Source organism: Streptomyces araujoniae, assembly GCF_050871195.1.
In the GTDB taxonomy this organism is placed as follows: Bacteria; Actinomycetota; Actinomycetes; order Streptomycetales; family Streptomycetaceae; genus Streptomyces; species Streptomyces bacillaris.
In genome coordinates this window covers 4,487,159-4,513,369 of the sequence record NZ_CP194070.1, presented here as the reverse complement: position 1 = coordinate 4,513,369, position 26,211 = coordinate 4,487,159, and the positions used below count along the sequence as shown (strand labels likewise).

Sequence of the window (26,211 nt, the reverse complement as noted above, 5' to 3'; positions counted from 1 at the left end):
TGCGATCGCTCGCGGGGAACCCGTGCGGGCAGCCGGGAGGACCGGCCCCCGAACGGCCGCAGGGGGTCCCCATACACTGAACTCATGGAGAAGTGGACACCGAAGCACGAGGCGCCCGAGCCCCTGGAGGGCCCCGTCGTCTCCACCATCGTCGGCGGCACGGTCCTCTGGTTCGTCCTCTTCCTCGCCCAGCTCCCCTTCTACGGCTGGTTCGCCGACCGGGGGCACACCTGGTGGGTGTGGACCCCGCTGGCCGGCGCCGGACTCGGGCTGATCGGCATCTGGTACGTACGGGGGCGCGACGCCGCCCTGAAGCGGCACGCGGCGGCCCGGGCGGAGGCGGAGGCCCGGACCGACACGCCGGCCGACACCCAGGCCGACACCCGCGCAGAGGCCCGGACCGACAGCCCCGCGGACGCCCGCGCAGAGGCCCGGACCGGCACCCCGGCCGACACCCAAGCGGAGGCCCGGACCTCCGGGGCGGACCGGCGCCCGGCCTGAGCCGCCCGCCCGCGCCGGGCACCGGCACGGCGACCCGGCCTCCCCTCCCGTACGGGCAGCTCCTCTTCCCGTACGGGCAGCTCCTCCTCCCCGTACGACCACGGGACCGACTTGGTCCTCCCCTGGTCGGATCTTTCGACCCCCCGGCGGGAGATTCCCCGCGCACGCCCGTACCGTCTAATCCATGACGCAGCGGGCACTCGATTCCTCCGGGGAGCAGACCCCCGGATCCTCCCGGCCGGCCATGATCGACGCGGGGGCGGAACTCGACCCCGTGCATCCGGTCGGCCTTCCGCCATCCGGCCATCGCGCCACCGGCCTCACCACGGCCGAGGTGGCCGAGCGGGTGGCGCGGGGTGAGGTCAACGACGTACCCGTGCGGTCGTCGAGATCCCTCACCGAGATCGTCCGCGCCAACGTCTTCACCCGGTTCAACCTGATCATCGGCGTCCTCTGGGTGATCATGCTCTTCGTGGCGCCGATCCAGGACAGCCTCTTCGGCTTCGTGATCGTCGCCAACACCGGCATCGGCATCATCCAGGAGTGGCGGGCCAAGCGGACCCTGGACAGCCTCGCGGTGATCGGTGAGGCCAAGCCGACCGTGCGGCGCGACGGGACCGCCGGCGAGGTCTCCACCCACGAGATCGTCCTCGGGGACGTGATCGAGCTGGGGCCCGGCGACAAGGTGGTCGTGGACGGCACGGTCGCGGAGGCCGACAGCCTGGAGGTCGACGAGTCGCTGCTGACCGGTGAGGCCGACCCGGTCCTCAAGCGGCCCGGCGACCCGGTGATGTCCGGCAGCTTCGTCGTCGCGGGCGGCGGCGCGTTCACCGCGACGAAGGTCGGCCGCGAGGCGTACGCGGCCCAGCTCGCGGAGGAGGCCTCGCGCTTCACGCTCGTCCACTCCGAGCTGCGCAGCGGCATCAGCACGATCCTGAAGTACGTCACCTGGATGATGGTCCCGACGGCGATCGGGCTGATCATCAGCCAGCTCGTGGTGAAGGACAACAACTTCAAGGACTCCGTCGCCCGGACCGTCGGCGGCATCGTCCCGATGATCCCCGAGGGGCTGGTCCTCCTCACCTCCGTCGCCTTCGCCATCGGCGTCGTGCGGCTGGGCCGCAAGCAGTGCCTGGTGCAGGAGCTGCCCGCCATCGAAGGGCTCGCCCGGGTCGACGTGGTCTGCCTGGACAAGACCGGCACCCTCACCGAGGGCGGGATGGACATCACCGAGGTCCGGCCGCTGAACGGCAGCGACGAGGCCTACGTCCACCAGGTGCTGCGCTCCCTCGGCTCCTCCGACCCGCGCCCCAACGCCAGCCTCCAGGCCATCATCGACGCCTACCCGGCGGGCGGGGACGGGAAGGCCGCCTGGGCGGTCACCGAGGCGATGCCGTTCTCCTCCGCCCGCAAGTACAGCGGCGCGGCCTTCACCGAGGCCGACGGCACCTCCTCCGCCTGGCTCCTCGGCGCCCCCGACGTCCTCCTCCCCGAGGGCGACCCCACCCTCGGCGAGATCGACCAGCTCAACGAGCAGGGCCTGCGCGTGCTGCTCCTGGCCCGCGTCCCGAGCGGCGAGCTGGACGCCCCGGACGCGGCGGAGGGCGACGTGCCCACCGCCCTGGTCGTCCTGGAGCAGCGGCTGCGGCCGGACGCGGCGGAGACCCTGAAGTACTTCGCCCAGCAGAACGTGGCCACCAAGGTCATCTCCGGCGACAACGCCGTCTCGGTCGGCGCGGTCGCCGGGAAGCTGGGCCTCGCGGGCGCCGAGAACACCCTCGACGCCCGCCGGATGCCGACCGACCCGGACGAGATGGCCACGGCCATGGAGCAGAACGCCGTGTTCGGCCGCGTCACCCCGCAGCAGAAGCGGGACATGGTCGCCGCCCTCCAGTCGCGCGGCCACACGGTCGCGATGACCGGCGACGGCGTCAACGACGTGCTGGCGCTGAAGGACGCCGACATCGGCGTCTCGATGGGCTCCGGCTCCGAGGCGACGCGCGCGGTGGCGCAGATCGTGCTGCTGAACAACAGCTTCGCCACGCTGCCGTCGGTGGTGGCCGAGGGCCGCCGGGTGATCGGCAACATCACCCGCGTCGCGACCCTCTTCCTCACCAAGACGGTCTACTCGGTGCTGCTGGCGATCCTGGTGGTCTGCTCGCAGGTGGAGTACCCGTTCCTGCCGCGCCACCTGACACTGCTGGCCACGCTCACCATCGGCGTCCCCGCGTTCTTCCTGGCCCTCGCGCCGAACAGGGAACGCGCCCAGCCGCACTTCGTCCGCCGCGTCATGCGGTACGCGATCCCCTCGGGCGTCATCGCGGCGGCGGCCACCTTCACCACGTACCTGATCGCCCGCCACCACTACTCGGGCCCCGGCGCACTGGAGGCCGAGACGAGCGCGGCGACGCTGACGCTCTTCCTGGTCGCGATGTGGGTCCTGGCGATCATCGCCCGCCCCTACACCTGGTGGCGCATCGGCCTGGTGGCGGCGATGGGGCTCGGCTTCCTGATCGTGCTCGTGGTGCCGTGGCTCCAGGACTTCTTCGCCCTGAAGCTGGTCGGCACGACCCTGCCGTGGACGGCGGTCGGCATCGCGGTGGCGGCGGCCGCCCTGCTGGAGCTGAGCTGGCGCTGGGTGGGCCGGCGCTTCGGGGCCTGAGAGCCGGAGAGCGCGGGAAAGCCCCCGGGAGGCCGATGGCCTCCCGGGGGCTTCCGTGTGTGAGCCCGCTGCCGAGCCGGGCCCCTCAGTCGAACCAGCGGTCCCGGGCCAGCTCCTCCGTGCGGGACGGGTCCTCCAGGAGGGCCGCGACCTCGAAGCGGCGGGGCCACTGGCCGGCCGCCCAGGCGAGCCCGGCCGCGACGCCCTCCAGGGTGGCGGCGTGGACGACGCCGTCCGGGGTGCGGCGCCAGTCCAGTTCGACGCCGCCCGCGTGGAGTTCGGTGTGCTCGACGTACGTGTCCGGGGTGGCGGGGCCGAGCAGGACGCGGACCGGATCCGGCACCCGGTGCTCCTCGCCCTCGCTGGTGACGTCGGCCTCGACCGTCTCGCCCAGCCGCCGCACCTGGAGGAGGTCGGCCAACTCGGCCGCGCACGACGGGGATACGGGGAGCAGGGGCAGCCCCTCCGTCAGCGGCAGCACGTCCGGGGCGTCCGCGATGACGGCGTCCGCCGCGTCGACCACCGCCACCTCGCCGTCCACCACGGCCCGCAGCTCGTCCGGCAACGTCACCTGGTCCGGGTCGAGTCCGGCGAGGGCCGTGTAGAGGGCGTGCAGCTGTACGGGGGTGACGGGGCGGTCCTCGTCGGCGAGGCGGGCCAGCAGCTCGGCGGCGCCGCCCGGTTCGTCCAGGAGGGCGGCGACCGAGGTGCGCACCCCGAGGGCCCGCAGCACCTGGGCGTCGTCGAAGCCGGTGGCGTCCACCGCGTCGTACAGCCCGGCCAGACGCGGGTCGCCGCCCGCCGCGCGCAGCCCGGCGGGACGGCGGCCGTCCAGGACCGGGTGGTCGCGCAGCCACCAGGCGGTGTACGGGCGCACGGACTGGGTCGTGCCGTCCGGGAGCAGCACCCGCACCGGTTGGGTGAGCGCGTCCCGCAGGGGCGGCCGGGCCAGCATCGCGAGCGCCTGCGGCCAGGCGTCGTCGTCGACCAGGTCCAGATCCCGTACGGCAACGATCTCGGTGGCGACCGGCGGCACCGGAGTCTCGGGCAGCTGGTCGAGCAGGTCCTCGCACCAGACGTCGACGGCGTCCAGCAGTCCGGCGTCGTCGGGTTCGGCGAAGTCGCTGTCGCGGGGCTCCAGTTCGTCCGGGTCGAGGACGACGTCGGTGGCCCGGACGAGGGCGAAGGTGGCGAGGACCCCGCAGGCGGTGAGCGGGCCCTCGCCCCAGCGGTCGGCCAGCTCCTGCTCCGCGAGCGCGAGTTCGCCCTCGCGCATGATCTGCGCGAACGGGCTTCCGGGATAGACCAGTTCGCCCGCCGGGGCCGGTTCGCCGTCCTCGTCGGGGAGGGCCAGCGCACCGAGCCAGGGCTCGTCGCCGGGGGTCAGTTCCGCGTCGCGCACGAGGGTGAGGACGGTCTCCGCCAGCTCGTCGGCGTCGAGGGCGTCCTCGTCCCAGATCTCACCGGCGTCGAGCGATCCGGCGACGGCGGCCCGGACTTGAGGGGTCGTCAGTACGGCTCGCGGTGTGGCGGGCAGGGCGCCGAGCTTCTCCAGGAGGGGGTGTGCGGCCTCCGGGTGGGCGACCTTGAGGCCGAGCCGGGCGAGGCGGGCGAGCACGGGGCCGGTGAGGGCGTCCGGGAGGGGGAGCAGGATCTGGCGGGGGCCGATGGTGGTGCGCGGCGGGCGGCCCGCCCGCTCGTCCTCGGGGTCGCCCGCGAGCGGGACGGGGAGGCCGGAGAGCCGGTCGGGGTCGATGCCCGCGAGGCTGTCGTAGAGCCGGTGCCACCAGGCGGGGTCGCGTTCCAGTCCGGCGAGGCGGTCGACGGCCTCGGTGAGCGGCACCCGGGCGACCCCGAGGGTGCGCAGTTCGGGGCGGCGCTCCAGCCCGGCGGGGAGCAGACAGGGCAGCACCTCCGCGAGGACCCGTACGGTCTCGGCCCCGACGCCCTCGACGACCTCGGCCTCCACGGGGCGCAGGGCGGCCGGGGTGGCGTTCTCCGTACGGTCCCGGTCCCAGGCGTCGTCCCAGCCGTCCTCCGGCTCCGCCCCGGGGTCCCGGGGCGCGGCGGGCTCCAGGAACGCGACCCTCGGCAGCCGGGCCAGGACCGCCCCGCGCAGGGCCCCGTCCAGGCCGCCCTTGCCGAGCGGGCCCGGCACCAGGTCGATGGTCCCGGTCGACACCGGCCGCCAGCCGCCCAGCAGCTCCGCGTACGCGTCCGCCGCCCGCTCCACCAGGAAGTCCGTGAGCGGCCCGGGGGCGGGGTGCCTGCGGGCGGTGTCCAGGGGCAGGGAGGCGATGAGCAGGGCGGGGATGCCGAGGGGCTCGTCGGTGGGGGTGGGGGCGTGGACGACCGGGGCCGTTCGGGGGGCGCGCGGGGCGCCGGACTCGTCGACGGGGACCGCCCAGGTGACCGACCAGTGCGGGCGCAGCCGCTCCTCGACCGGGCGGTCCGCGAGGAGGGCGGGCTCGATGGGCCCGTGGTGGAAGACGGTGCGCCAGCGGTTCAGGCCGTGCGCGGAGTCGTCGATGTGCGTGTACGGGCCGTGGACCGTTCGGGTCAGGGTCCGTACGCCCTCCGGGGTCTCGACGACCACCTCGTCCAGGCCGGGCAGCGTGAGCAGCAGCGCGTCGTCCACGGCGGCCAGCAGCCGGGCGGCCAGGTCCTCGGCGGCGGCGTCGCGCAGGGGCAGCACGACGACGGTGTCGTACCCCTCGGGTGCGGAGCCCTCGGCGGGCAGCGGGAGGCGCAGCAGCGGTACGTGGCCGTCGCGGCGGCGCAGCTCGTCCCCGAGGCCCGGGGAGCCGACGGCGGCCTGGCGGGCCAGTTCGCGGGCCTCGGCCAGGGACCAGCGGACGCCTCCGTGGCGGCCGAGCACGGCCGGTTCGTCGGTGACCGCGAGGACGGCGGCGAACCCGACGCCGAACCGGCCCACGGACGCCTCGTGGCCCTCGCGCTTGGCGGAGGCCCGGAGGGTGGACAGGGACTCGACGCCGGTGGCGTCCAGGGGGGCGCCGGTGTTGGCGGCGGCGAGCACGCAGCGGCTGTCCGGGGCGCCGGGGGCGGCCGGGTGCAGGGTGAGGCGGAGCCTGCCGGGGACGCGGGCGCGGGCGGCGGCGTCGGCGGCGTTCTGGGCCAGCTCGACGACGAGGCGGTCGCGGTAGCCGCCGAGGGCGAGGTCCTCCTCGGCGTTGGCGTCCTCCCGGAAGCGGGCGGGGCCTGCGCCCCAGGCGTCGAGCACGCCGCGCCGCAGCCGTGCCGTCCCGAACGGATCGGCCCCCTCGGTCGCCCTGATGCTCACGCTGTCGACTCCGTCCGCCGTGGTGTCGGGTGGCTGTGGCCGTGCCCTGCCGCCCCGTGTGCGCCCGAAGGTACCGTGCGCGGGCCCGCCGCCTTGCGCGGGGCCCGGGCCCCCTCCCCGGCCAGCCCGTCGGGGGGCGCCCCCTTCGAACCCGTCCGGAGTACCCCCTCAGCCCGTCCGGGCGCCCCCTCCTCAGACCCGTCCGGGGTACCCCCAGCCCGTCCGGCGTTCGAGGACGGAACCGTCGATGTGGTGTCGGGCCGCCTCTGCGGGGTGCTGGGCCCCAGGGCACCGTGCTGTACGTGCTGTGTCCGCCCACCCAGGCAAGGGTTCCGTCCTCAAACGCCGGACGGGCTGGAATGGGTGACCGCCCCACCGGAACTGAAGTGGGCTGGACGGCGTGACCGCCCCACCGAAGCTGAAGTGGGTCGCCGCCCCACGGGCTGGAATGGGTCACCGCCCCACGAAATATCCAGCCCGTCCGGCGATTGAGGACAGACGGGGCCGCCCCCTCAGGAGTGGCCCAGGTCCTCCGAGGGGCCGTCGGCCTCGGACGGGACCGAGCCCTCGCCCCGCTCGGGGCGCAACGCGTACTCGTCCACCCGCATCGTGTCCAGCGCATGGTCCGCCGGCCGCACGGGCTTCGGCATCACCGCCGCCTCCGAGTGCCCCCCGCACCCGTACGCCAGCGACACCACATGCCCGTCCGCCGGGCCGAACTCGTTCGCGCAGACGCCGAAGGCCTGCTTCAGGGAGCCCGCCATCGGGATCAGGAAGGCGCAGCTCACACAGGCCGCCGGGGCCGCCTGGGCCATCGGGGTGTTCGGGCCGAACGCCTCGTCCCAGCGGTCGGCCGCCTCGTGCAGCCCGTACCGCGAGAGCACCCGCGCCCGCCGCGTACCCAGCTCCTCGGCCACCGAGGCGATGGAACCCCGGCTGGTCGCCACCGGCCGGTCCGTCAGCTCGGCGTCCTCCGCGTCGGCCAGCTCCGCCAGCTCGTCGGAGACGACCGAGTTCGGCGGCGGCTCGTCCTCACCGGTCCAGCCCGGCTCCAGGCGCAGGTCCTCCGCCTCGGTGGGCAGCAGGTCGCCGGGGCCCATGTCACCGGGGCGCAGCCGCTCGCTCCACGGCACCCACTCCGGTGCCAGGAGCGCGTCGGCCCCGGGCAGCAGCACCGTTTCGTCCAGGGTGACGTTCTTCGCGCGGGAGGCCCGCGCCACGGTCACCGCCCAGCGCCAGCCCCGGTAGCCGGGCTCCTTGGACTCGAAGTAGTGCGTGACGACGCGGTCCCCCTCGGAGACCACACCGACATGTTCGCCGACCACACCGGGCGCGGCGGCTTCCTCCGCCGCCGCACGGGCGAGGTCGACCGCCTCGGCGCACAGGCGGTCGGGAACGGGGGTACGGGCGGTACGGGCCGTACGGCTTCGCGTCGTCGCAGCACTCACAGGTCTTCGCTTCTCTCCATACGCCAGTCTCACGAGTGCGCCAGCTGCTGCACGATTGCCGTTTTCGGCCAGACAGTTGCGGGCGGAGCGGACCTGGGGGCCGCGTCGACGTCCACACCCGTTGTGCCTGCCTCGGGCGCGCCTTCTGCCACCCATTCTGCGGGATCGCGGAGAGGCGCGCGGCCAAGAACAACCGCCGGTGGCGCGTTACGCACGCTACCCTCTCCGCCGCCCCGCGCCCACCTGCACGTCCCAAACGTGCCGGATCCGTCTCTCCCGCGCCCCGCGCCGGGCGCCCCGCGAGCGGCCTCCCGGCGCGCCCGGCCCACCTGCGAGATCCGGCCGAACCCGGCCCGGGGGACTTGCGCGCCGCCGCCCGGCACGCTGGTCCGACAGGGCGTCACGCGCGAGTCCGCAGCCGATCACCGTTCATACCGGCCAGGGTTGGGGCACTATGACGGGGTGACTGCCGCCAGGTCGCACGACGGTCCCGGCCCGTTCCGCAGGGCGGGACGGGCGACCGGGCGTGCCCTGCGCGCCCCGTTCACCGGCACCGCGCGCGGCATCCGCCGGGCGACACACGCCCACGGGGCCGGGGAGTCCGGGCTCGGCAGGCTCATCGAGCTGCACGCGGTGAACGGTGCGGGTGACGTCATGATCACCGTCGCCCTCGCCTCCACCGTCTTCTTCTCCGTGCCGACCGACGAGGCGCGCGGGCGCGTCGCCCTCTACCTCGCCATCACCATGGCCCCCTTCACCCTGCTCGCCCCGGTGATCGGCCCGCTCCTGGACCGGCTGCCGCACGGCCGCCGGGCCGCGATGGCGGGCGCGATGCTGGCCCGGGCGCTGCTGGCCATCACCATGTCGGGGGCGGTCGCCACCGGCGGCCTGGAGCTCTATCCGGCCGCGCTGGGGGTGCTGGTCTCCTCGAAGGCGTACGGGGTGGTGCGCAGCGCGGTCGTGCCGCGGCTGCTGCCACCCAAGTTCTCCCTGGTCAAGGCCAACTCGCGGGTCACCCTGGCGGGGCTGCTCGCCACGGGGGTGGCGGCCCCGATCGGGGCCGGCCTCCAGACCATCGGCTCCGCGTGGCCGCTCTACGGCGCCTGCGCGATCTTCATCGTGGGCACCTTCCTCGCCTTCACGATGCCGCCCAAGGTCGACTCCGCCAAGGGCGAGCGCCGGGCCCGGCTGATCGACCCGCAGGACCACCCGCACCTCCCGCACCGCGAGGAGCCCGTACGGAGCACCGCCGCCCGGAAGCCGCAGCGCGGCAGAACCGACGGCAGGGCGAACGGGCAGAAGCCGCCCAGGGAGCGCCCGCCGGGCCTGCGGTCCGTCGGCGGGTCCGTCCTCCACGGCCTCCAGGCCAACGCCTCCCACCGGGCCCTCTCCGGCTTCCTGATCTTCTTCCTGGCGTTCCTGCTGCGCGAGCACCCGATGGCGGGCCAGAGCGCGGCGGTCTCGCTCGCCATCGTCGGCGTGGCGGCGGGGGTCGGGAACGCCTGCGGCACGGCGGTGGGCGCGTGGCTCCGGGCGCGCGGGCCCGAGGTGATCATCGCGACGGTGCTGGGGCTCGCCCTGGGCACGGCGGTCCTCGCGGCGGTCTTCTTCTCCACGGCGGCGGTCGCCGCGCTGGGCGCGGTCGCCGGGTTCACCCAGGCCCTCTCCAAGCTGTCGCTGGACGCGATGATCCAGCGGGACGTGCCCGAGGAGGTCCGCACCTCCGCCTTCGCCCGCTCCGAGACGCTGCTCCAGATGGCGTGGGTGGTGGGCGGCGGCATCGGCATCGCGCTGCCCCTCAACGCGGTGGTCGGCATGTCGGTCGCGGCGGGGATCCTCGCCCTCGGCGCCGCCGCGTCCGTACGGGGTCTCCTGGGGGCCGCACGACGCGGCTCGCCGCACCCCCGCGTGGCGTGAGCGGAGGCGACCGATAGCCTTCGGCCCATGACCGTTGCGTTCTTCTCCGGTAAGGGCCGTCGAATCGGCGTCGCTCTTGGTGCCGTGTCCGCGGGACTCCTCGTCCTCTCCGCCTGCGACAAGCCGACGCCGCTCGCCACCGTGACGGTCGGCACGACGTCGGTGAACTCCGAGGCGGCCTGCTACAACGACGGTGAGGCGATCAAGGAGTCGCTGATCCAGGGCTGCCTGAACAAGAAGGCCGACAAGGTCGTCGAGGTCGCCATGGACGACAAGGTCCGCTTCGGCGTCGACCCCGAGATCGCCGAGCGCGGCTGGACGCTCTTCATCAACGGCCAGCAGGCCGAGCAGGAGCCGTTCAAGAAGACCTACCGGACGATCCCCGGCAGCGCCTTCTTCGCCAGCCAGACGGGCGAGCCCACCACCAAGACCAACGTCTCCATCGTGGAGACCAACGGCAGCAAGCTCACCGGCATCTGGCAGTTCGAGCTGAAGAAGAAGTCCTGACCCTTCGCCGTCCCGTTCCCCCGCCCCTGCCCTCCCAAGGCTTCGAGGCTCTCCCTGTGCGTGTGCTCGTCGTGACCGCTGTCCCGGTGGAACGGGACGCGGTCACGCGTGCGTTCGGGGGCGGTACGGAGGTCCTCGCCCTGCCCGGGGCCGAGCTGCACCGCACCGGCGCGTCCGACGTCCTGGCGGGCGGGGTCGGCCCGGCGGCGGCTGCGGCGGCCACCGCCTTCGCCCTGGCCGCCGCCCCGTCCCCGTACGGGCTCGTCGTCTCGGCCGGGATCGGCGGCGGGTTCTCCCCGGCCGCCCCGCTCGGCTCGCTGGTCGTGGCGAGCGACATCGTGGCGGCCGATCTGGGCGCCGAGACCCCCGACGGGTTCGCGCCCGTCACCGCGCTCGGCTTCGGCCGCGACCGCTTCGTCCCGCCGCCCTCGCTCGTGCGGGAGGTGGCGTCGGCCACCGGCGCCGCCCTGGGCCCCGTCCTGACCGTCTCCACCGTGACCGGCACCGCCGCACGCGCCGACGCCCTGCGCGCCGCGCACCCCGGGGCGCTGGCCGAGGCGATGGAGGGGTTCGGGGTGGCCGAGGCCGCCGGACGGGCCGGCGTGCCCGTGCTGGAGCTGCGGGCGGTCTCCAACGCCGTCGGCCCCCGCGACCGGGCGGCCTGGCGCATCGGGGACGCGCTGGCGGCGCTCACGGAGGCGTTCGGGAAGACGGCACCCGTACTGGAAGGTTGGCACCGGCATGACCACTGACGCACACCCGGCCCCGGCCGAGCGCCCCGCCGGGGCCCCGGTCGAGATCGCCTTCTCGCCCTGCCCCAACGACACCTTCGTCTTCGACGCCTGGGCCCACGGCCGGATCCCCGGCGCGCCCGCGCTCGATGTGACCTTCGCGGACATCGACATCACCAACGGGATGGCCGAGCGCGGCGAGCTGGACGTCCTGAAGGTGTCGTACGCGGTCCTGCCCTGGGTCCTGGAGGAGTACGCGCTCCTGCCCTGCGGCGGGGCGCTGGGCCGGGGGTGCGGGCCGCTGGTCCTCACCAAGGAGCTGGGCCTCGACCTGGCGGGCCGGACGGTGGCGGTGCCGAGCGAGCGCTCGACGGCGTACCTGCTCTTCCGGCTCTGGGCGGCGGAGATGGTGCCGGACGGGGTCGGCGAGGTCGTCGTCATGCCGTTCGACGAGATCATGCCGGCCGTGCGGGACGGCAAGGTGGACGCCGGTCTCGTCATCCACGAGGCCCGTTTCACCTACCGGAACTACGGGCTCCACAACCTGGCCGACATGGGGCGCCACTGGGAGGACACCACCGGCCTGCCCATCCCCCTCGGCGCGATCATCGCCAAGCGCTCCCTGGGCGAGGAGACCCTGCGCCGCCTCGCGGAGACCATCCGCAGCTCGGTCCGGCTGGCCTGGGACCACCCGGAGGCCTCCCGCCCGTACGTCCGGGAGCACGCCCAGGAGATGGACCCGGCCGTCGCGGAGCAGCACATCGGGCTCTACGTGAACGAGTTCACCGCCGACCTCGGGGAGGACGGCTACGCGGCGGTCCGGGGCCTGCTCACCCGCGCGGCGGCCGAGGGGCTCGTCCCGCCCCTCGGCCCGGACGCGCTGGCGTTCCCCTGACCCCCGCCCGTCCGGCGGCTACACGTCCAGCTGGTCGGCGACCGCCCGCAGCAGGCCCGCGATCTTGGCGCCGGCGGCCTTGTCCGGGTAGCGGCCGCGCTCCAGCTGGGGCGTGATGTTCTCCAGGACCGTCGTCAGGTCCTGCACGATCGACGCCAGCTCGTCCGGCTTGCGGCGCTGGGCGGCCGCGACGGACGGGGTGGGGTCGAGGACCACCACGGACAGGGCCTGGTCACCGCGCTGGCCCGCGACCACGCCGAACTCCACACGCTGGCCGGGCTTGAGGGCGTCGACCCCGGCAGGGAGTACCGACGAGTGGACGAAGACGTCACCGCCGTCGTCGCGGGAGAGAAAGCCGAAGCCCTTCTCGCTGTTGAACCACTTCACCTTGCCGGTGGGCACGTCTGTCCCCGTCCTCGTACTCGTCGCTGAGCGGAAGAGCCGGTCCTTCGGGAGGACAACGGCTCCGGATAGCAGTACAGCGGGTCACCGTGACCCGCCCGGACCAAGGCTAATGGCCCTGCGGCCGGTGACAAGACGTCGCCGGAGTGTTCCTCCGGGCTGGGAACTACCCTGGTGGCGTGACCACTACTCCTTCAGGCGCCGGCGACCGGCTCGTTCAGGTCGGCGCGATCGTCTTTTTCATCGGTGCGCTGGCCACTCTCGTCACCGTCGCGCCGCTCTTCCTCGGTACGGAGCCGTTCCCCCCGATCGCCTACGGGGTCTGCATGTTCATGGGCGTCGGCTTCCTGATCGCCGGGGTGGGCGTCGTCCGCTCGGTCTGGCTCTCCTCGCCCAAGCGGGCCGCCGGCCGCACCTGACGGTTCCGCGCCGGTCCTCGTCGGCTTCCCGTCGTCGCCTGGATCTTTTCGGCCGGATCACGCCGGTCACCCCGCGAGCGTGCGTGCCGGACGCCGCGCGGCGGGCGGCGGGCGGCGGGCGGCGGGCGGCGGTTTGACGACAGGCCCTAGGCTCGGCCGGGTGAAACACCCAGGGAACGCCCTTCAGTCCGATCCGCCCCGCTCCGCGGCCTGTGAGGTCCCGGGCCGGGCGGCGGCGCACGTCGACGACCTCCTCGTGCAGATCGCGCACGGCAGCCAGGAGGCCCTCGGACAGCTCTACGACCTGCTCGCCCCGCTCCTGCTGGAGCTGCTGCGGTGCCGGCTGCCGGAGGGCGCGGACGCCCGGTCCGCCCTCGTCGACGGGTTCAGCAGGGTCTGGCGGCAGGCACCGTCGTACGAGACCGGGCCGCACGCCCTGGACTGGGTGATCGAGCTGGTGGCCCAGCAGGAGCGGTAGCGGTAGCAGCATCAGGCCTGGCTGTGACCTGTGGCTGTGGCTGTGGCTGTGGCTGTGGCTACAGCTGTCTCAGGATGCCGCGCGGGTCGCCTCGAACGTGCGCAGCCAGGCCGGGAACTCCGTCAGCTCCGACAGCACCACGTCCGCGCCCGCCTCCCGCAACTCCTCCGCGCCGCAGGGGCCGGTCGTCACGGCGACCGACACCGCCCCGGCGGCCCGCGCCCCGCGGACGTCCCCGAGGTGGTCGCCCACGTACACCTGTGCCCCGTACTCGCGCAGCGCCTCGCCCTTGGCCTCCGCCCAGAGCCAGCCGATCACCGCGTCCGGCTCGATCCCGAGGTGGGCCAGGTGCAGCTTGGCGTTCGGCTCGTACTTGGCGGTGACGACGATCGCCCGGCCGCCGAGCGCCCGCACCGCCGCCACGGACTCCCGCGCCCCGGCGAGGGCCGTGGTCGGGGCTATCGCGTGGTCGACGTACAGCTCCCGGTAGCGGTCGGCGGCGGCCGCCACCCGGTCCGCCGGGAACCAGTGCGCCAGCTCGTCCTCCAGCGGCGGGCCGATCCGGCTCACCACCAGGGCGTCGTCGATGCGCACGCCCGTCTCGGCCGCCAGGGCCCGGTAGGTGGCGGCGATGCCGGGGCGGGAGTCGATGAGCGTCATGTCGAGGTCGAAGCCGACGGTCAGGGGGCCGGCGGGCGGGACCGCGGAGGGGGCCGTGGACGGGACCGGGAGGGGGCTCGAAGCCGTGGAAGCCATGCGGACCATTGTGCTCGGCGGTGCGGGGGCGGGTGGGTACAGGCCACGGGACGGCCGGGGACCGCCCGTACGGGGCCACAGGACGGGCCACCGGACGGGCCACCGGACGGGCGGGGGACCGCCGGTCCGCCCCCGGTACCCGCCCCGGTCTCCGGCGAGAACCCGCCACCTAGACTGAGGCCCGAACTTAGCCAAGCCTTAGTAACTCTGCCGCGCGCCCTCCCCCGTACCGACTCCTCGTACCGACTCCTCGTACCGACTCCCTTCACCGGCCGCTCTTACCGACTCCCCGTACCGAGCACCCTCCCGATTGGTTCCGATGTCAGCGTCAGCGCCCGCCTCCGCGCCGGCCACCGCTCCGGCCGGCGTGCCCCCCGCCCCCCGCCGCCTCTCCCGACGCGCGGCGGCGACCGCCGCGGCCGTCGTGGCGCTGCTGCTGGCCGTCCTGCTCAGCCTGGCGGTCGGGGCGCGGTCCATCCCGCCGGGCGAGGTGGTGGACGCGCTGCTGCACGGCGGGTCCTCCGACGCGGCCGAGGTGATCCGCACGATGCGGGTGCCCCGCACGCTCGTCGGCCTGATGGTCGGGGCGGCGCTGGCCCTCGCGGGCACGGTGCTCCAGGGGATCACCCGTAACCCCATCGCGGACCCCGGCATCCTCGGGATCAGTCAGGGGGCGTCGGTGGCGGTGGTGCTGGCGATCGCGTTCGCGGGGGTGCACACGCTGAGCGGATACGTCTGGTTCGCCTTCGCGGGAGCCGCCGTCGCCTCGGTCGCGGTGTACGCCATCGCCTCCAGCGGGCGCGGCGGGGCGACCCCCGTGAAGCTCGCGCTCGGCGGGGCCGCGATCAACGCGCTGCTGGTCTCGGTGACGATGGGGGTCCTCACGACGAAGGCGTCGGCGCTGGACGAGTTCCGCTTCTGGCAGGTCGGCTCGGTCGCCGGGCGGGAGGCGGACGTCGTCCAGCAGGTCTGGCCGTTCCTGCTCATCGGTACCGTTCTCGTGCTCTCGGTCGCCCGTGGTCTGGACGCGCTCGCGCTCGGCGAGGACGTGGCCAAGGGGCTCGGGCAGAACGTCGCGGCGGTCCGGATCACCGGCGGGATCGGGGCGACCGTGCTGACCGGGGTCGGGGTCGCCGCCGCCGGGCCGATCGCGTTCATCGGGCTCGCCGTCCCGCACATCGCCCGCGCGGTCGTCGGCAACGACCACCGCTGGGTGCTGCCCATGGCCGCGCTGCTCGGGCCGGTGATGCTGCTCGTCTCGGACGTCGTCGGCCGGATCGTGTTCCCGCCGAGCGAGGTTCCGGCGGGTGTGATGACGGCCCTGATCGGGGTGCCGTTCCTGGTCGCCCTCGTACGCCGGAAGGCGGTGCCGGCATGAGCGAGTCGTCAACGGCCGTACGGGTGCGGCCCGCCGGGTACTCCGTCGTGAAGGCCGGTCCGCGCGGCCGGTTCCTGCTGCACCGGCGGGCGTCCGTCGTGGCGGCGGCTCTCGTCGTGCTGCTGGCCGCCGTCTGTGTCGCGTACCTCTGCGTCGGGGAGAGCTTCGTCGCGCCCGGCGAGGTGGTGAGGGTGGTCCTCGGGCAGCCGTCCCCGGCCGAGCTGGTCGTCGGCACGCTCCGGCTGCCCCGGATGACGGTCGGGCTGCTGGTGGGCGCGGCCTTCGGGATCGCCGGGGCGCTGATCCAGACCGTGGCCCGCAACCCGCTGGCCAGCCCCGACATCATCGGCGTCAGCCAGGGCGCGAGCGCGCTCACGGTCGGCGCGATGACCTTCGGCATCACCTCGTACACGGTCCTGCCCTACCTCTCCGTCGTCGGCGGCGTCGCGGCCGCCGCCCTCGTCTACGTCTTCGCGTGGCGCGGCGGTCTGCACGCCACCCGCTTCGTCCTCATCGGCATCGGCTTCGCCATCGCCCTGCGCTCGGTGACCACGCTCTTCCTGACCAAGGGCGACTACCTGGTGGCGCAGCAGGCGCAGATCTGGATGACCGGTTCGCTGAACGGGCGCGGCTGGTCGGAGGCCGCCCCGCTCGCCTGGACGCTGCTGCTCCTGCTGCCCGCCGTCGCGTGGGCGGCCCGCGCGCAGCGCACCGTGACGATGGACGACGACACCGCGACCGCGCTGGGCGTGCGCCTGGGGCGCGTACGGCTCGGGCTCGTCGCGCTCGGGGTGGTCCTGGCCTCCGTGGCGACGGGCACGGCGGGGCCGGTGGACTTCGTGGCGCTGCTCGCCCCGCAGATCGCCCGCCGGATGACCCGTACGGCACAGATCCCGCTGGTCTCCTCGGCGCTGCTGGGCGCGGTGATCGTCGTCCTGGGCGATCTGCTCGCCCGCAGGCTGTTCTCCCCCACCGAACTGCCGGTGGGCGTCCTCACGGCGGCGGTCGGCGCCCCGTATCTGATCTGGCTGATCATCCGCGGCCACCGTAGCCGCAGTGGAGGCACCGCATGAGCCCGAGCCCGACGAACGGTTCCCCGCAGGGCACCTCCAGGCTCTCCGCCCGCGCCCTGACCCTCGCGTACGAGGACCGCACCGTCGTCCACAAGCTGGACCTCGCCGTCCCCGACGGGCAGGTCACCGTGATCGTCGGCCCGAACGCCTGCGGCAAGTCCACCACCCTGCGGGCGCTCGGCCGGCTGCTGAAGCCGCGCGGCGGGGCGGTCCTGCTGGACGGTACGGAACTGGCGCGGATACCGACCAGGCGCATCGCCCAGTCCATCGGGCTGCTCCCGCAGACCCCGGTGGCGCCCGAGGCGATCACCGTCTCCGACCTCGTCGCCCGGGGCCGCCAGCCGCACCAGAGCTGGTGGCAGCAGTGGTCGGACGCGGACGAGCGGGCGGTGACCGACGCCATGGCCCGTACGGATGTGACGGCGCTGGCCGAGCGGTCGGTGGACGAGCTGTCGGGCGGGCAGCGCCAGCGGGTGTGGATCGCGATGGCGCTCGCGCAGGAGACGGACCTGCTGCTGCTCGACGAGCCGACGACCTATCTGGACATCGCGCATCAGGTGGAAGTGCTGGACCTGGTACGCCAGTTGGCCTCCCCTGCCGCCGACGGCAGCCGGGGCCGTACCGTCGTCACCGTGCTGCACGACCTCAACCAGGCGGCCCGGTACGCCGACCACCTGGTCGCCATGAAGGAGGGCCGGATCGTCGCGGAGGGCAGGCCGGAGGACGTCGTCACGGCCGGCCTGGTGCGCGAGGTGTTCGGCCTGGAGGCGGTGGTCGTCCCGGACCCGGTGACGGGTTCGCCGCTCGTCGTCCCGGGCGCGCCGTGGAGCCCGCCGCCCGGACCCGGCCCCGCCGCTCCGGCCGCCGCCCCGGCCGTCTCCTCCCCCGATTCCGCCTCCGATTCCGCCTCGGCCGCCGCCTCCGTTTCCGCCTCCGACCCGACTCCCGGAAAGGCCCTCTGAACGATGACCCTCCAGCACCGCTCCCGTACCCTCGCCGCCGCGTCCCTGACCGTGGCCGCCGCGCTGGCCCTGTCCGCGTGCGGCTTCTCGACCGACTCGGGCTCCGCGTCCGGCTCCTCCGGCTCCGACGACGCTTCCGCCGGGGCTCCCCGTACGGTGAAGACGGCCATGGGCGACGTGCGGGTCCCGGCCGCCCCGCAGCGGGTCGTCGTCCTGGACTCCGCCGAACTCGACTCGGTCCTCACCCTCGGGGTGAAGCCGGTCGGCGCGACCCACGCGGACGTGCAGTCGGGGTTCCTGAACTACCTGCCGAAGGACCAGGTCGCGGGGATCACGGACGTCGGCCAGATGATGACCCCGAACCTGGAGGCCATCGCCGGGCTGAAGCCGGACCTCATCCTCACCAGCAAGATCCGGCACGGCGACAAGTACGCCGAACTCTCCAGGATCGCGCCGACCGTGATGACGGAGAACACCGGCTACCCCTGGAAGGAGAACTTCCAGACCCACGCGGAGGCCCTCGACAAGACGGCCGAGGCGAAGATGGTCACCGACGACTACGCCCGGCACGTGGCCGATGTGACGAAGGCGCTCGGCGGCAAGGAGAAGGCGGCGGCGACCGAGGTCAACATGGTCCGGTTCGTCGAGGGCGCCGACATCCGCATCTACGGCAAGAAGAACTACATCGCCACGATCCTCGCCGACGTGGGCCTCGGCCGCCCGGCCGTCACGGACAAGGCGGCGGAGGGGTTCAGTTACGACGTGAGCCCCGAGAAGATCGATCTGGCGGACGCGGACGCGATCTTCCACTCGACGTACGGCGACCCGAAGAAGTCCAAGGAGACGCAGACCACCGGCAGCGGCCTGTGGAAGAACATGGACGCGGTCAAGAACGGCAAGGTCTTCGCGGTCGACGACCAGCTGTGGATCCAGGGCATCGGCTACACGGCGGCCGACAAGATCCTGAGCGAGCTGCAGACCAGCCTGACCAAGTGACCGCCGGGCTCCTTCGGGTCGTCCGCGTCACCGCCGGAGCCCTTCGGGGTGGTCGCCGAAGCCCTCAGGCCCGCCTCCGCGCCCGCCACACCAGGTAGAGCGCGGAGGCGACGGCGGCGACGCGGACGACCACGGGCCAGGCGCCGGTCAGCACCTCGCGCAGCGCCCCCTCTTCGATGGGCTCGCCCCAGCGCCCGTCCAGCCGCCCCCACACCCAGACCAGCGCCCCGGCCACGACGACGCCGGGCAGCCCCAGGGCCGCCCACTTCGCCTCCGTACGGGAGAGGGTCCGCGAGCCGTACGCGATGAGCCACCCGCCCGCCAGCGGGATCCAGGACCCGGTGACCACCCCGGCGATCAGCAGCAGGGCGGCCAGGAGCAGCAGGGGGTGGGCGAATCCGCCGCGAGGAGCGGCGGCGACGGCCGCGGGTGCGGCGACGGGGGCGGGGGCGGGCTTGCGGCGGCGGGGCCTGGGGACGGGGATGCGGAGGGCGCGGCGGGGGGCCGCTCCGCCGTCCCCGCCGTCTTCGGTGCCGGGTTCGCCGTCGTCCTTCCCGCCCGCCTCTGCGCCCGTCTCTTTCCTGCCCGCGTCCTTCTTGCCCGCGTCCTCCTTGCCCGCCTGCTTCTTGTCCGCCTGCTTCTTGTCCGCCTGCTTCTTGTCCGCTTCCTTGTCCTCGGCGGCGGGCTCGGCCGGGCGCCTGCCGAGCAGTTCCGGGGCCTCGATGCCGCCGAGGAAGCCGGGGACGGCGGTCCCCGCGTCGAAGGGGCCGGGCTCCAGGCGCCACCAGTCGGCGCCCCCGTCTCCGGTGCTCTGCTGGTCGGGGCCGAGGACGTGGGGGGCGGAGGGGTGGGGCCAGGGGGTGGCGGGGGGTTCGTCGGGGGCCTGGGCCCGGTCGCGGCCGGGGGACCCGGCAGGGGCGGATCCTCTGCCCGTCGGCGTGTCCGGCCCCTCCGACGCGTCGGGCGCCCCCACCGCCTCCGGCGCCGCCGACGTCTTCGGCCCCTTGCGGAGGAACCCGATCCGGGGGCGGGGAACGGCCGCACCGGACGCCGTACGTGCCCCCGCACCCGACCCCGTACGGGCCGGAGGCAGCGGCACCTCGCCGTCGCCCGACTCCGCCGCCGCGCCGACCAGTTCGTCCGGGGCGCCGAGCCTGCCGATGATGCGCCGCACGGCCGCCGGGGAGTCGGCGCCCTCCCTGGCGCGCTGCCGGTCGATCTCCACCCGGAGCGTCGAGACGAGCCGCATCCGGGCGCCCGACGACAGCTGGTGCTGCTGGGCCAGGTCGCCGACGCGGCTCAGATAGTCGTAGACGAGCTGATCGCTCTCGATCCCCACGCGGTTGCATCCCCTCTTGCGGCCCTGCCCCGACGGTAGCGTTTCAGCGGCTAACGTGGGACGGATGGGGACGACCACACCACCGCGCACGCTCGCCGAAGCCCTGCGCGCCCGGGGCGACGAATCGCTGGCCGGGCTGCTGCGTGCCCGCCCCGACCTCCTCAACCCGGTGCCGAACGACATCACGCAGCTCGCCACCCGGGCCGGGACCAGGGCTTCCGTGGTCCGCGCGCTGGAGCATCTGGACCGGTTCGCGCTGCAGACCGCCGAGGCGCTGGCGGTGGCCCCGGACCCGGCCCCGTACGACACGCTGCTCTCGCTCCTCACCGGCGACGGGCTCGACGACGGCGAACAGCGCGACGACGCGGGGGCGGCGGTCACCGCCGCGCTGCCGGGTGCGCTGGCGACGCTGCGGGAACAGGCCCTGGTCTGGGGCGAGGACGACCGGCTGCGGCTGGTGCGGACGGCCCGTGAGCTGCTGGCCCCGTCCCCGCAGCACCCCTCCCCCACGGGCCTGGGGCCCACGGTCGCGGAGGCGACGGCCGGGATGTCGCCGGGCCGGCTCCAGGAGATCCTGGCGGCGACGGGCCTGCCCGCGACGCACGACCCGGTCTCGGCGGTGGCGGCGCTGTCCGCCCTGTTCACCGACCGGACGCGGATGGCGGAGCTGCTGGACACCGCCCCGGTGGAGGCGCTGTCGGTGCTGGACCGGCTGGTGTGGGGCCCGCCGTACGGAGAGGTCACGCCGAATCCGACGCCGCCCGTGAAGTGGCTGCGGGACCGGGGCCTGCTGCTGCCGGTGTCGACGCGGACGGTGGTCCTGCCGCGCGAGGCGGCGCTGCATCTGCGCGCCGGCCGCGCCCACCGCGTACCGGAACCGGTGCCGCCGGTCGTCACGGCCGCCGCCGAACGCGATCCACAGGCTGTGGACAGGGCGGCGGCGGGCCAGGCGTTCACCGCCCTGGCGACCGTCGAGGAGCTGCTGAAGCTCTGGAACGGCGGCGGCCCGCCGATCCTGCGCGCGGGCGGGCTGAGCGTACGGGAGCTGAAACGTACGGCCACCGCGCTGGACACCACGGAGCCGGTCACCGCGTTCTGGCTCGAACTGGCCTACGGGGCGGGGCTGCTGGCCTCCGACGGGGAGACGGACGAGCGGTACGCGCCGACGCCCGCGTACGACGAGTGGCTGGACCTCTCCGCCGAGGACCGCTGGACGCACCTGGCCACCGCCTGGCTCCCCGCCACCCGGGTCCCGGGCCTGGTCGGCGGTCAGGACGCCAAGGGCCGGGCCCTGTCCGCGCTGGGCCCGGAGCTGGACCGCTCGGCCGCACCGGGCGTCCGGGCCAGGACGCTCGCCCTGCTCGCCGCGCTCGCCCCGGGTACCGCGCCGGACCCGGAGACGCTGTTGCAACGGCTGCGCTGGGAACGCCCGTTGCGGGGTGCGGCGCCCACGGCGGAGGGCTCGGACCTCCGCTCCCGCCTGGTGCTCTGGACGTTGAACGAGGCGGAGCTGCTGGGCATCACGGGCCGGGGTGCGCTGGCGGCCCACGCCCGCGCCCTGCTGCTGGACGAGGAGGAGGGGGCGCGGGCGTCGGCTCGCCTCCTGGCCCCGCTCCTCCCCGAACCCCTGGACCACGTCCTGCTCCAGGCGGACCTGACGGCGGTGGCGCCGGGCCCCCTGGAACGCCCGCTGGCGGAGACCCTCTCGGTCCTGGCGGACGTGGAGTCGAAGGGCGGCGCGACCGTCTACCGCTTCACGCCCGGCTCGGTCCGCCGCGCCCTGGACGCCGGGCAGGCGGCGGCCGACCTGCACGCGTTCCTGGCCGCGCACAGCCGTACGCCGGTGCCGCAGCCGCTGAGCTATCTGATCGACGACGTGGCCCGCCGCCACGGCCACCTGCGGATCGGGGCGGCATCCGCGTACGTACGCTGCGACGACGAGGCGGTCCTCAACGAGATCCTGGCCGACCGCCGCTCCACGGGCCTGCGCCTGCGCCGCCTGGCCCCCACGGTCCTGGCCGCCCAGGCCGACCCCGGCTCCCTCCTCGAAGCGCTCCGCGAGATGGGGTACGCCCCCGCCGCCGAATCCGCCGAGGGCGACGTCCTGATCACCCGGGCGGGCGCCCGCCGCACCCCGCCCCGCACCCCTCCGGCCCCGGTGCCCGAGGGCCCCCCGACCCCCGACACCACCCTCCTGGGCGCGGCGGTGCGGGCCATCCGCGCGGGCGACACGGCCGCCACGGTGGTCCGCAAGGAGCCGGGCGAGGGCGCTCCGGGCGCACACGCCTCCGGTTCCCTCCCCCGCACCACCTCCGCCGAGACCCTGGCCACGGTCCAGGCCGCCGCGATGACCGGCTCCTCCCTCTGGATCGGCTACGTCACCGCCGAGGGCTCCGCCAGCCAGCGCGTCATCGCCCCGGTCCGCGTGGAGGGCGGCTTCGTCACGGCCTACGACCACACGGCCGACGAGGTCCGCACCTACCCGCTGCACCGGATCACGGGGGTGGCGGAACTGGCGGAGGACGGGGAGGGGTAGCCGGCGCGGGGTACGGCACCCGCTCGCCGGGCCGCCCGGCCGTCTGCGATGCTGCGGGCATGCCCGCCGTCCGCCCCGTCCCCGAGCCCGTGGTGCCGGACCCGCCCGCCGCGCCGATGCCGCCGCTGCTCACGCAGTCCTGGCTGGATCTGGCGTTCCTGCACTGGGCGGCCGATCCCTCGGATGTGGCGCCGCTGCTGCCGGCGGGGACGGTGCCGGACACCTTCGACGGGGTGACCTACGTGGGGCTCGTCGCGTTCCGGATGCACCGGGTGGGAGCGCTCGGGCTGCCGGGCATCCCCTACCTGGGGTCCTTTCCGGAGACCAACGTGCGGCTGTACTCGGTGGACGGGCGGGGGCGGCGCGGTGTCGTCTTCCGGTCCCTCGACGCCTCGCGGCTGATCCCCGTTCTCGTGGCGCGGGCCGCGGTACGGCTGCCGTACGTGTGGTCGCGGATGGACATCGCGCGCTCCGGGGACACCCTCACGTACACGAGCGCCCGGCGGTGGCCCGGGCCGCGCGGCGCGCGGAGCAGGATCGTGCTGCGGGCAGGGGAGGCGATCGGCGAACCCACGCCCCTGGAGCACTTCCTGACCGCCCGTTGGGCTCTGCACAGCTCGTTCTTCGGGCGGACCGCCCATCTGCCCAACGTCCATCCGCGGTGGCCGCTGCACCGGGCGGAGCTGCTGGAGTGCGACGAGGACCTGGTGGCGGCCGGGGGGCTGCCCGCGCCGGCCGGGGAGCCGGTGAGCGTGCTGTACTCCCCCGGAGTCCCCGTGCGCTTCGGGCCGCAGCGCAGGCCCCGTACCGGCGGCTGAGCGCCGGGTCCCGGTCGGGGGCGCCGCGTCCTCGCCGACAGCGTGCCCGGACGGCGCACGGTGCCGCCGCTCCAGGAATCCGCCGCTTCAGGAATCCGCTGGCTCAGGAATCCGCGCGGCTCAGGAATCCGCGCGGCTCGTGGGCAGATGCCGGCGGGAGACCGCATGGGTCTTGCGCATGATGCGGTAGACGTGCTGCTCGACCGTGCGCGGCGACAGGTGCAGCGCACCGGCGATCTCACGGTTGGTCAGGCCTCCTGCGGCGAGGGCCGCCACCTCCTGCTCACGCGGGGAGAGCGCGTCCCCGTACGCCGGCCGGCCGCGCCCCCGGGCATCCGCCGCGTCGGCCGCGAGCGCGCGGGAGGGGCCGGAAGGCGCCAGTTCACGGAGGGTACCGCGGGCCCGCAGCGCGTCCCACGAGGCCCCGAGAGACGCGAAAACCCGGAGCGCCTCCTCCAGGTCCCGCAGCGGCCCCTCGGCCGGGTCTCCGGCTCCGGGTCCGGGTCCGGCTCCGGCCGCGTCTCCGGGTCCGGCTTCGGCCGCGTCTCCGGGTCCGGCTCCGGCTTCGGCCGCGTCTCCGGGTCCGGCTCCGGCTTCGGCCGCGTCTCCGGCCTCGGCCGCGTCTCCGGCTCCGGCCTCGGCTTCGGGAGGCCGAGCCACCAGGCCGCAGCGGCCGGCCGCCTCCAGGTCGAGCGCCCGGCGGTACGGGGCGCCCGACCGCTCGTGCACGAGGGCGGCCCGCCCGAACAGCCCGCGGGCCTCCGGGTGCTCCCCCGCGTGCTCCGCCAGCAGGGCCCGGCAGCGCAGCAGGGCCGCCCCCGCCGTGCGGCTGTGGTGGGCGCGCAGTCCTGCGGCGAACTCGGCGACCGCCGCCCGCGCGGTGTCCTCCCGGCCCGCGAGCAGCCAGGCCTCCACCGCCCACGGCGCGGCGTGCCCCGCCCACACCCACACGCCCTTCGCGCGCAGCCGGTGCCAGATCCGGTCGGCCGAAGCGACCGCCTCGGCGGTGTTCTGCCGGGCCACGGCCATGCGGATGCGGAGCCCGGCCGCCGACACCTCGTAAGGGAACTGGGAGAACACCCGCGGCATGTCCTCAAGGCCGGGCTGGAGAGTGACGCAGTCCTCCCACGCCCCCTGGGCGAGGCCGAGGTGCAGCAGGACGAGCCGGGCGTCCACCCGGGTGCCCACCCCCGACAGCAGTCCCCGGCTCTCCCGGCCGAGCCCGGACCACTCACCCCGCTCCAGCCGGAGCAGCAGCTCCGTCCCCCGGTCGCACTGGGTGATGAAGGGGGCCGCAGCGGCCGCCCAGGGGGTCGCGCTGCGGCGGAGCAGCACCGCCGCCTGCCGGAGGTCGCCGTTGAAGACGGCACAGCAGGCCGCGTTGCTCAGTGCGCGCGTGAGGTACTCGTTGCGCCGGGAGTCCGGCCCGCCGTCCGGATCGGGCAGCCTGCCGGGCCGTCCCGGGACGCGTCGGCGCTCGCCGCACGCCACCGCGATCGTCCCGCGTACGGCGCGGGCCGCGAGCAGGTCCGTGGGGTCCCCGGAGGCCTCGGCCGTGGCACGGGCCCGCTCCCACCAGTGCAGGTTGGCGTCCAGTCCGTAGACGGCTGACAGCGGGTTCGCGAGCGCGGCCAGGGCCCGTACGCGCAGGTCGGGCCGGGCACGCAGCTCGGACACGGCACGCTCGGTCTCGGCCTTTCCCTCGCTCCGGCAGAGCTGGCTGTTGAGGACCAGCCCGCGCTCCAGCCGGATCTCCCCGCGCACCTCGTCGGCGAGCTGGGAGAGGACGAGGATCTGCCCGAGAACGTCGACGGTGCCGGCCGAGGGGAGGGTGAGGAGGGCGTTGCGGGTCAGGCCGAGGGCGAGCCGACCGGCCGCGCGGGCGGGCAGGTCGGGGCGGCCGAGCAGGGACCGGAGCAGGCTCACCGCCGCGCCGGGGTCGGCCAGGGCGTTCGGATCGTCGGCGGCGCGCTCGGCGGCCCTGAGCCATGCGCCCTCCCGACCCCCGAGGCGTTCGTGGTGCGCGACGGCCACCCAGGACACCTCGCCGCCCCGGGTCAGGACGTCGGCGGCCCGCCGGTGCAGGGTGCAGCGGATCGGACCGGGAAGAGAGGCGAGGACGGCGGAGGCGGCGAGCGGGATCGTGAAGCCGTAGCGGTCGGGCGCCCGTTCCTCCAGGAGTCCCGAGCGCAGCGCCCGAACCAGTCCCGCCCCTCCCGCCGACCGCCCGAGCCCGGCCACCCGTCGCAGGTCCCGTTCGCGGGAGCCGCCGCCGAGCACGGCGGCGGCCCGCACGAGGGCGGTGGCCTCCTCCCCCAGGGAGGCCATCCGCGCGGCGATGTGCTGGCTGAGCCGGACCGGCGGCTCCACCTCCTCGTCCTGGAGGGCCGCTGCCGCGTCCGTGGTCTCGGCCAGGACGTCCAGCAGGTCCCGTACGGTCTGCGGGTTCCCCCCGGCCAGCAGATGCAGCCGGTCCGCGAGCCGCTCGGAGCTGCGCTCGGGGCCGAGGACCTCCAGCGCCAGTGCCCTCGTCCCCTCCCGCTCCCACGGCCCGAGGCGTTCGCGCCGGATGCGCAGAGCGGGCGGGAGCTCCGGATCCAGCCCCAACGGGCATGCGGGGTCGGGGAGTTCGGCGGGCCGGTAGCTGACCACCGTCACGAACCCCGGCCTGGCCTCCCGCAGCCAGGCGCGCAGCCACGGGACCGTCCCGTCCGGTGCGCGATGGACGTCCTCGACGACGAGGAGCGCGGGAGCCTCGACGGCCGTGAGGTCCGGTGGGGCGGTGCTGCCGGCGGCCGGCGTGTGCCGGAGGGTGCGGGCGTCCCAGTCGGCCGCGGCCCGGGCCCACCGCGCCGCCAGCGTGGTCTTGCCGGTCCCGGCCCCGCCCTCCAGCAGCACCAGCGCGGGGCGGCACTCGGCGCCCGCGAGGCTCGCCCGCAGGAACGCCTCACCCGGGAGTGGCTGGAAAAGGCCGGTTCTGTCGTCGCCCGTCACCGCACCTCCCGAAGGAAGGGCCGACTCCGCGGCCGACCGGAAATTCGTGCTCATACCGTATGTTTCGCCTGCTGCGCTGTACACCCTCGCGCACCGGG

General features: G+C 75.0%; 19 protein-coding genes and 1 pseudogene. 14 read left to right on the top strand and 6 right to left on the bottom strand.

The features are described 5' to 3' along the window. Positions 1-84: 84 nt before the first annotated feature. Positions 85-331 (top strand): annotated as a pseudogene (locus ACQ9ZG_RS19315) (hypothetical protein); the annotation flags it as partial. Between the two features lie 354 nt (positions 332-685). Then, entirely contained in the window at positions 686-3,163 is a 2,478-nt protein-coding gene (locus tag ACQ9ZG_RS19310; RefSeq protein ID WP_109917174.1) for an HAD-IC family P-type ATPase, read from the top strand. An 85-nt stretch (positions 3,164-3,248) separates the two neighbouring features. On the opposite strand, the gene ACQ9ZG_RS19305 is transcribed toward ACQ9ZG_RS19310, so the two are convergent. Together ACQ9ZG_RS19305 and ACQ9ZG_RS19300 are read right to left on the bottom strand one after the other, a co-directional pair. Beyond that, positions 3,249-6,464 carry a sacsin N-terminal ATP-binding-like domain-containing protein gene (locus ACQ9ZG_RS19305; RefSeq protein WP_499280935.1) on the bottom strand — a complete coding sequence of 1,072 codons (3,216 nt, stop codon included), beginning with the start codon at positions 6,462-6,464 and terminating at the stop codon, positions 3,249-3,251. A 512-nt stretch (positions 6,465-6,976) separates the two neighbouring features. After that, the gene (locus tag ACQ9ZG_RS19300) at positions 6,977-7,912 is read right to left on the bottom strand and encodes a DUF3027 domain-containing protein (protein ID WP_181398062.1); all 936 of its coding nucleotides are present in this window, start codon (positions 7,910-7,912) and stop codon (positions 6,977-6,979) included. A 462-nt stretch (positions 7,913-8,374) separates the two neighbouring features. Here ACQ9ZG_RS19300 and ACQ9ZG_RS19295 point away from each other — a divergent pair, with 462 nt between their 5' ends. From ACQ9ZG_RS19295 to ACQ9ZG_RS19280, 4 genes are read left to right on the top strand one after another with little or no spacing between them, the layout of a single operon-like run. Continuing rightward, positions 8,375-9,829, top strand: coding sequence for an MFS transporter (locus ACQ9ZG_RS19295; RefSeq protein ID WP_499280934.1), 1,455 nt, complete (start codon positions 8,375-8,377; stop codon positions 9,827-9,829). Positions 9,830-9,856: 27 nt separating this feature from the next. Beyond that, complete coding sequence (locus ACQ9ZG_RS19290; RefSeq protein ID WP_026237972.1) at positions 9,857-10,336, top strand: hypothetical protein; 480 nt, start codon at positions 9,857-9,859, stop codon at positions 10,334-10,336. A 56-nt stretch (positions 10,337-10,392) separates the two neighbouring features. Continuing rightward, positions 10,393-11,088: a futalosine hydrolase gene (locus ACQ9ZG_RS19285; protein ID WP_499280933.1), complete on the top strand. Its 696-nt coding sequence runs from the start codon at positions 10,393-10,395 to the stop codon at positions 11,086-11,088. Beyond that, a complete protein-coding gene (locus ACQ9ZG_RS19280; RefSeq protein ID WP_028416926.1) occupies positions 11,078-11,962 on the top strand; it encodes a 1,4-dihydroxy-6-naphtoate synthase in 885 nt (294 codons plus the stop codon). The genes ACQ9ZG_RS19285 and ACQ9ZG_RS19280 overlap by 11 nt, the downstream gene beginning before the upstream one ends. Positions 11,963-11,980: 18 nt before the next feature. Here ACQ9ZG_RS19280 and ACQ9ZG_RS19275 read toward each other — a convergent pair whose 3' ends face one another. Further along, positions 11,981-12,364: a cold-shock protein gene (locus ACQ9ZG_RS19275; RefSeq protein ID WP_006126557.1), complete on the bottom strand. Its 384-nt coding sequence runs from the start codon at positions 12,362-12,364 to the stop codon at positions 11,981-11,983. Between the two features lie 179 nt (positions 12,365-12,543). Here ACQ9ZG_RS19275 and ACQ9ZG_RS19270 point away from each other — a divergent pair, with 179 nt between their 5' ends. Together ACQ9ZG_RS19270 and ACQ9ZG_RS19265 are read left to right on the top strand one after the other, a co-directional pair. Beyond that, positions 12,544-12,783: a hypothetical protein gene (locus ACQ9ZG_RS19270; RefSeq protein ID WP_018490520.1), complete on the top strand. Its 240-nt coding sequence runs from the start codon at positions 12,544-12,546 to the stop codon at positions 12,781-12,783. Positions 12,784-12,943: 160 nt separating this feature from the next. Further along, positions 12,944-13,261: a hypothetical protein gene (locus tag ACQ9ZG_RS19265; RefSeq protein WP_109917040.1), complete on the top strand. Its 318-nt coding sequence runs from the start codon at positions 12,944-12,946 to the stop codon at positions 13,259-13,261. A gap of 69 nt (positions 13,262-13,330) precedes the next feature. Here the strand turns inward: ACQ9ZG_RS19265 and ACQ9ZG_RS19260 are convergent, their stop codons facing one another. After that, complete coding sequence (locus tag ACQ9ZG_RS19260; RefSeq protein WP_026237971.1) at positions 13,331-14,017, bottom strand: HAD family hydrolase; 687 nt, start codon at positions 14,015-14,017, stop codon at positions 13,331-13,333. 319 nt (positions 14,018-14,336) lie between these two features. On the opposite strand from ACQ9ZG_RS19260, the gene ACQ9ZG_RS19255 reads away from it, so the two are divergent. Genes ACQ9ZG_RS19255 through ACQ9ZG_RS19240 form a run of 4 tightly spaced genes read left to right on the top strand, consistent with a single transcriptional unit; the run spans position 14,337 to position 18,426 of the window. Continuing rightward, positions 14,337-15,395: a FecCD family ABC transporter permease gene (locus ACQ9ZG_RS19255; RefSeq protein WP_499280932.1), complete on the top strand. Its 1,059-nt coding sequence runs from the start codon at positions 14,337-14,339 to the stop codon at positions 15,393-15,395. Further along, entirely contained in the window at positions 15,392-16,468 is a 1,077-nt protein-coding gene (locus ACQ9ZG_RS19250) for a FecCD family ABC transporter permease (RefSeq protein ID WP_109916598.1), read from the top strand. Before ACQ9ZG_RS19255 ends, ACQ9ZG_RS19250 begins: the two co-directional genes overlap by 4 nt. Beyond that, the gene (locus tag ACQ9ZG_RS19245; protein WP_109916599.1) at positions 16,465-17,430 is read left to right on the top strand and encodes an ABC transporter ATP-binding protein; all 966 of its coding nucleotides are present in this window, start codon (positions 16,465-16,467) and stop codon (positions 17,428-17,430) included. The genes ACQ9ZG_RS19250 and ACQ9ZG_RS19245 overlap by 4 nt, the downstream gene beginning before the upstream one ends. A gap of 3 nt (positions 17,431-17,433) precedes the next feature. Continuing rightward, a complete protein-coding gene (locus ACQ9ZG_RS19240; RefSeq protein ID WP_109916600.1) occupies positions 17,434-18,426 on the top strand; it encodes an ABC transporter substrate-binding protein in 993 nt (330 codons plus the stop codon). Between the two features lie 64 nt (positions 18,427-18,490). On the opposite strand, the gene ACQ9ZG_RS19235 is transcribed toward ACQ9ZG_RS19240, so the two are convergent. Next, a complete protein-coding gene (locus ACQ9ZG_RS19235; protein WP_499280930.1) occupies positions 18,491-19,765 on the bottom strand; it encodes a hypothetical protein in 1,275 nt (424 codons plus the stop codon). 64 nt (positions 19,766-19,829) lie between these two features. On the opposite strand from ACQ9ZG_RS19235, the gene ACQ9ZG_RS19230 reads away from it, so the two are divergent. Together ACQ9ZG_RS19230 and ACQ9ZG_RS19225 are read left to right on the top strand one after the other, a co-directional pair. Further along, entirely contained in the window at positions 19,830-22,301 is a 2,472-nt protein-coding gene (locus tag ACQ9ZG_RS19230) for a helicase-associated domain-containing protein (protein ID WP_499280929.1), read from the top strand. Positions 22,302-22,360: 59 nt separating this feature from the next. Beyond that, a complete protein-coding gene (locus tag ACQ9ZG_RS19225) occupies positions 22,361-23,119 on the top strand; it encodes a YqjF family protein (RefSeq protein ID WP_109914892.1) in 759 nt (252 codons plus the stop codon). Positions 23,120-23,239: 120 nt separating this feature from the next. Here ACQ9ZG_RS19225 and ACQ9ZG_RS19220 read toward each other — a convergent pair whose 3' ends face one another. Beyond that, the gene (locus ACQ9ZG_RS19220; RefSeq protein WP_499280928.1) at positions 23,240-26,167 is read right to left on the bottom strand and encodes a helix-turn-helix transcriptional regulator; all 2,928 of its coding nucleotides are present in this window, start codon (positions 26,165-26,167) and stop codon (positions 23,240-23,242) included. Between the last annotated feature and the right edge of the window lie 44 nt (positions 26,168-26,211).

What these genes read in the sequence shown, in the direction of transcription:
- ACQ9ZG_RS19310 (WP_109917174.1), top strand. Translation starts at nt 686, where the DNA reads ATGACGCAGCGGGCACTCGATTCCTCCGGGGAGCAGACCCCCGGATCC.
- ACQ9ZG_RS19290 (WP_026237972.1), top strand. Translation starts at nt 9,857, where the DNA reads ATGACCGTTGCGTTCTTCTCCGGTAAGGGCCGTCGAATCGGCGTCGCT.
- ACQ9ZG_RS19280 (WP_028416926.1), top strand. Translation starts at nt 11,078, where the DNA reads ATGACCACTGACGCACACCCGGCCCCGGCCGAGCGCCCCGCCGGGGCC.
- ACQ9ZG_RS19260 (WP_026237971.1), bottom strand. Translation starts at nt 14,017, where the DNA reads ATGGCTTCCACGGCTTCGAGCCCCCTCCCGGTCCCGTCCACGGCCCCC.
- ACQ9ZG_RS19255 (WP_499280932.1), top strand. Translation starts at nt 14,337, where the DNA reads ATGTCAGCGTCAGCGCCCGCCTCCGCGCCGGCCACCGCTCCGGCCGGC.
- ACQ9ZG_RS19250 (WP_109916598.1), top strand. Translation starts at nt 15,392, where the DNA reads ATGAGCGAGTCGTCAACGGCCGTACGGGTGCGGCCCGCCGGGTACTCC.
- ACQ9ZG_RS19245 (WP_109916599.1), top strand. Translation starts at nt 16,465, where the DNA reads ATGAGCCCGAGCCCGACGAACGGTTCCCCGCAGGGCACCTCCAGGCTC.
- ACQ9ZG_RS19240 (WP_109916600.1), top strand. Translation starts at nt 17,434, where the DNA reads ATGACCCTCCAGCACCGCTCCCGTACCCTCGCCGCCGCGTCCCTGACC.
- ACQ9ZG_RS19230 (WP_499280929.1), top strand. Translation starts at nt 19,830, where the DNA reads ATGGGGACGACCACACCACCGCGCACGCTCGCCGAAGCCCTGCGCGCC.
- ACQ9ZG_RS19225 (WP_109914892.1), top strand. Translation starts at nt 22,361, where the DNA reads ATGCCCGCCGTCCGCCCCGTCCCCGAGCCCGTGGTGCCGGACCCGCCC.
- ACQ9ZG_RS19220 (WP_499280928.1), bottom strand. Translation starts at nt 26,167, where the DNA reads ATGAGCACGAATTTCCGGTCGGCCGCGGAGTCGGCCCTTCCTTCGGGA.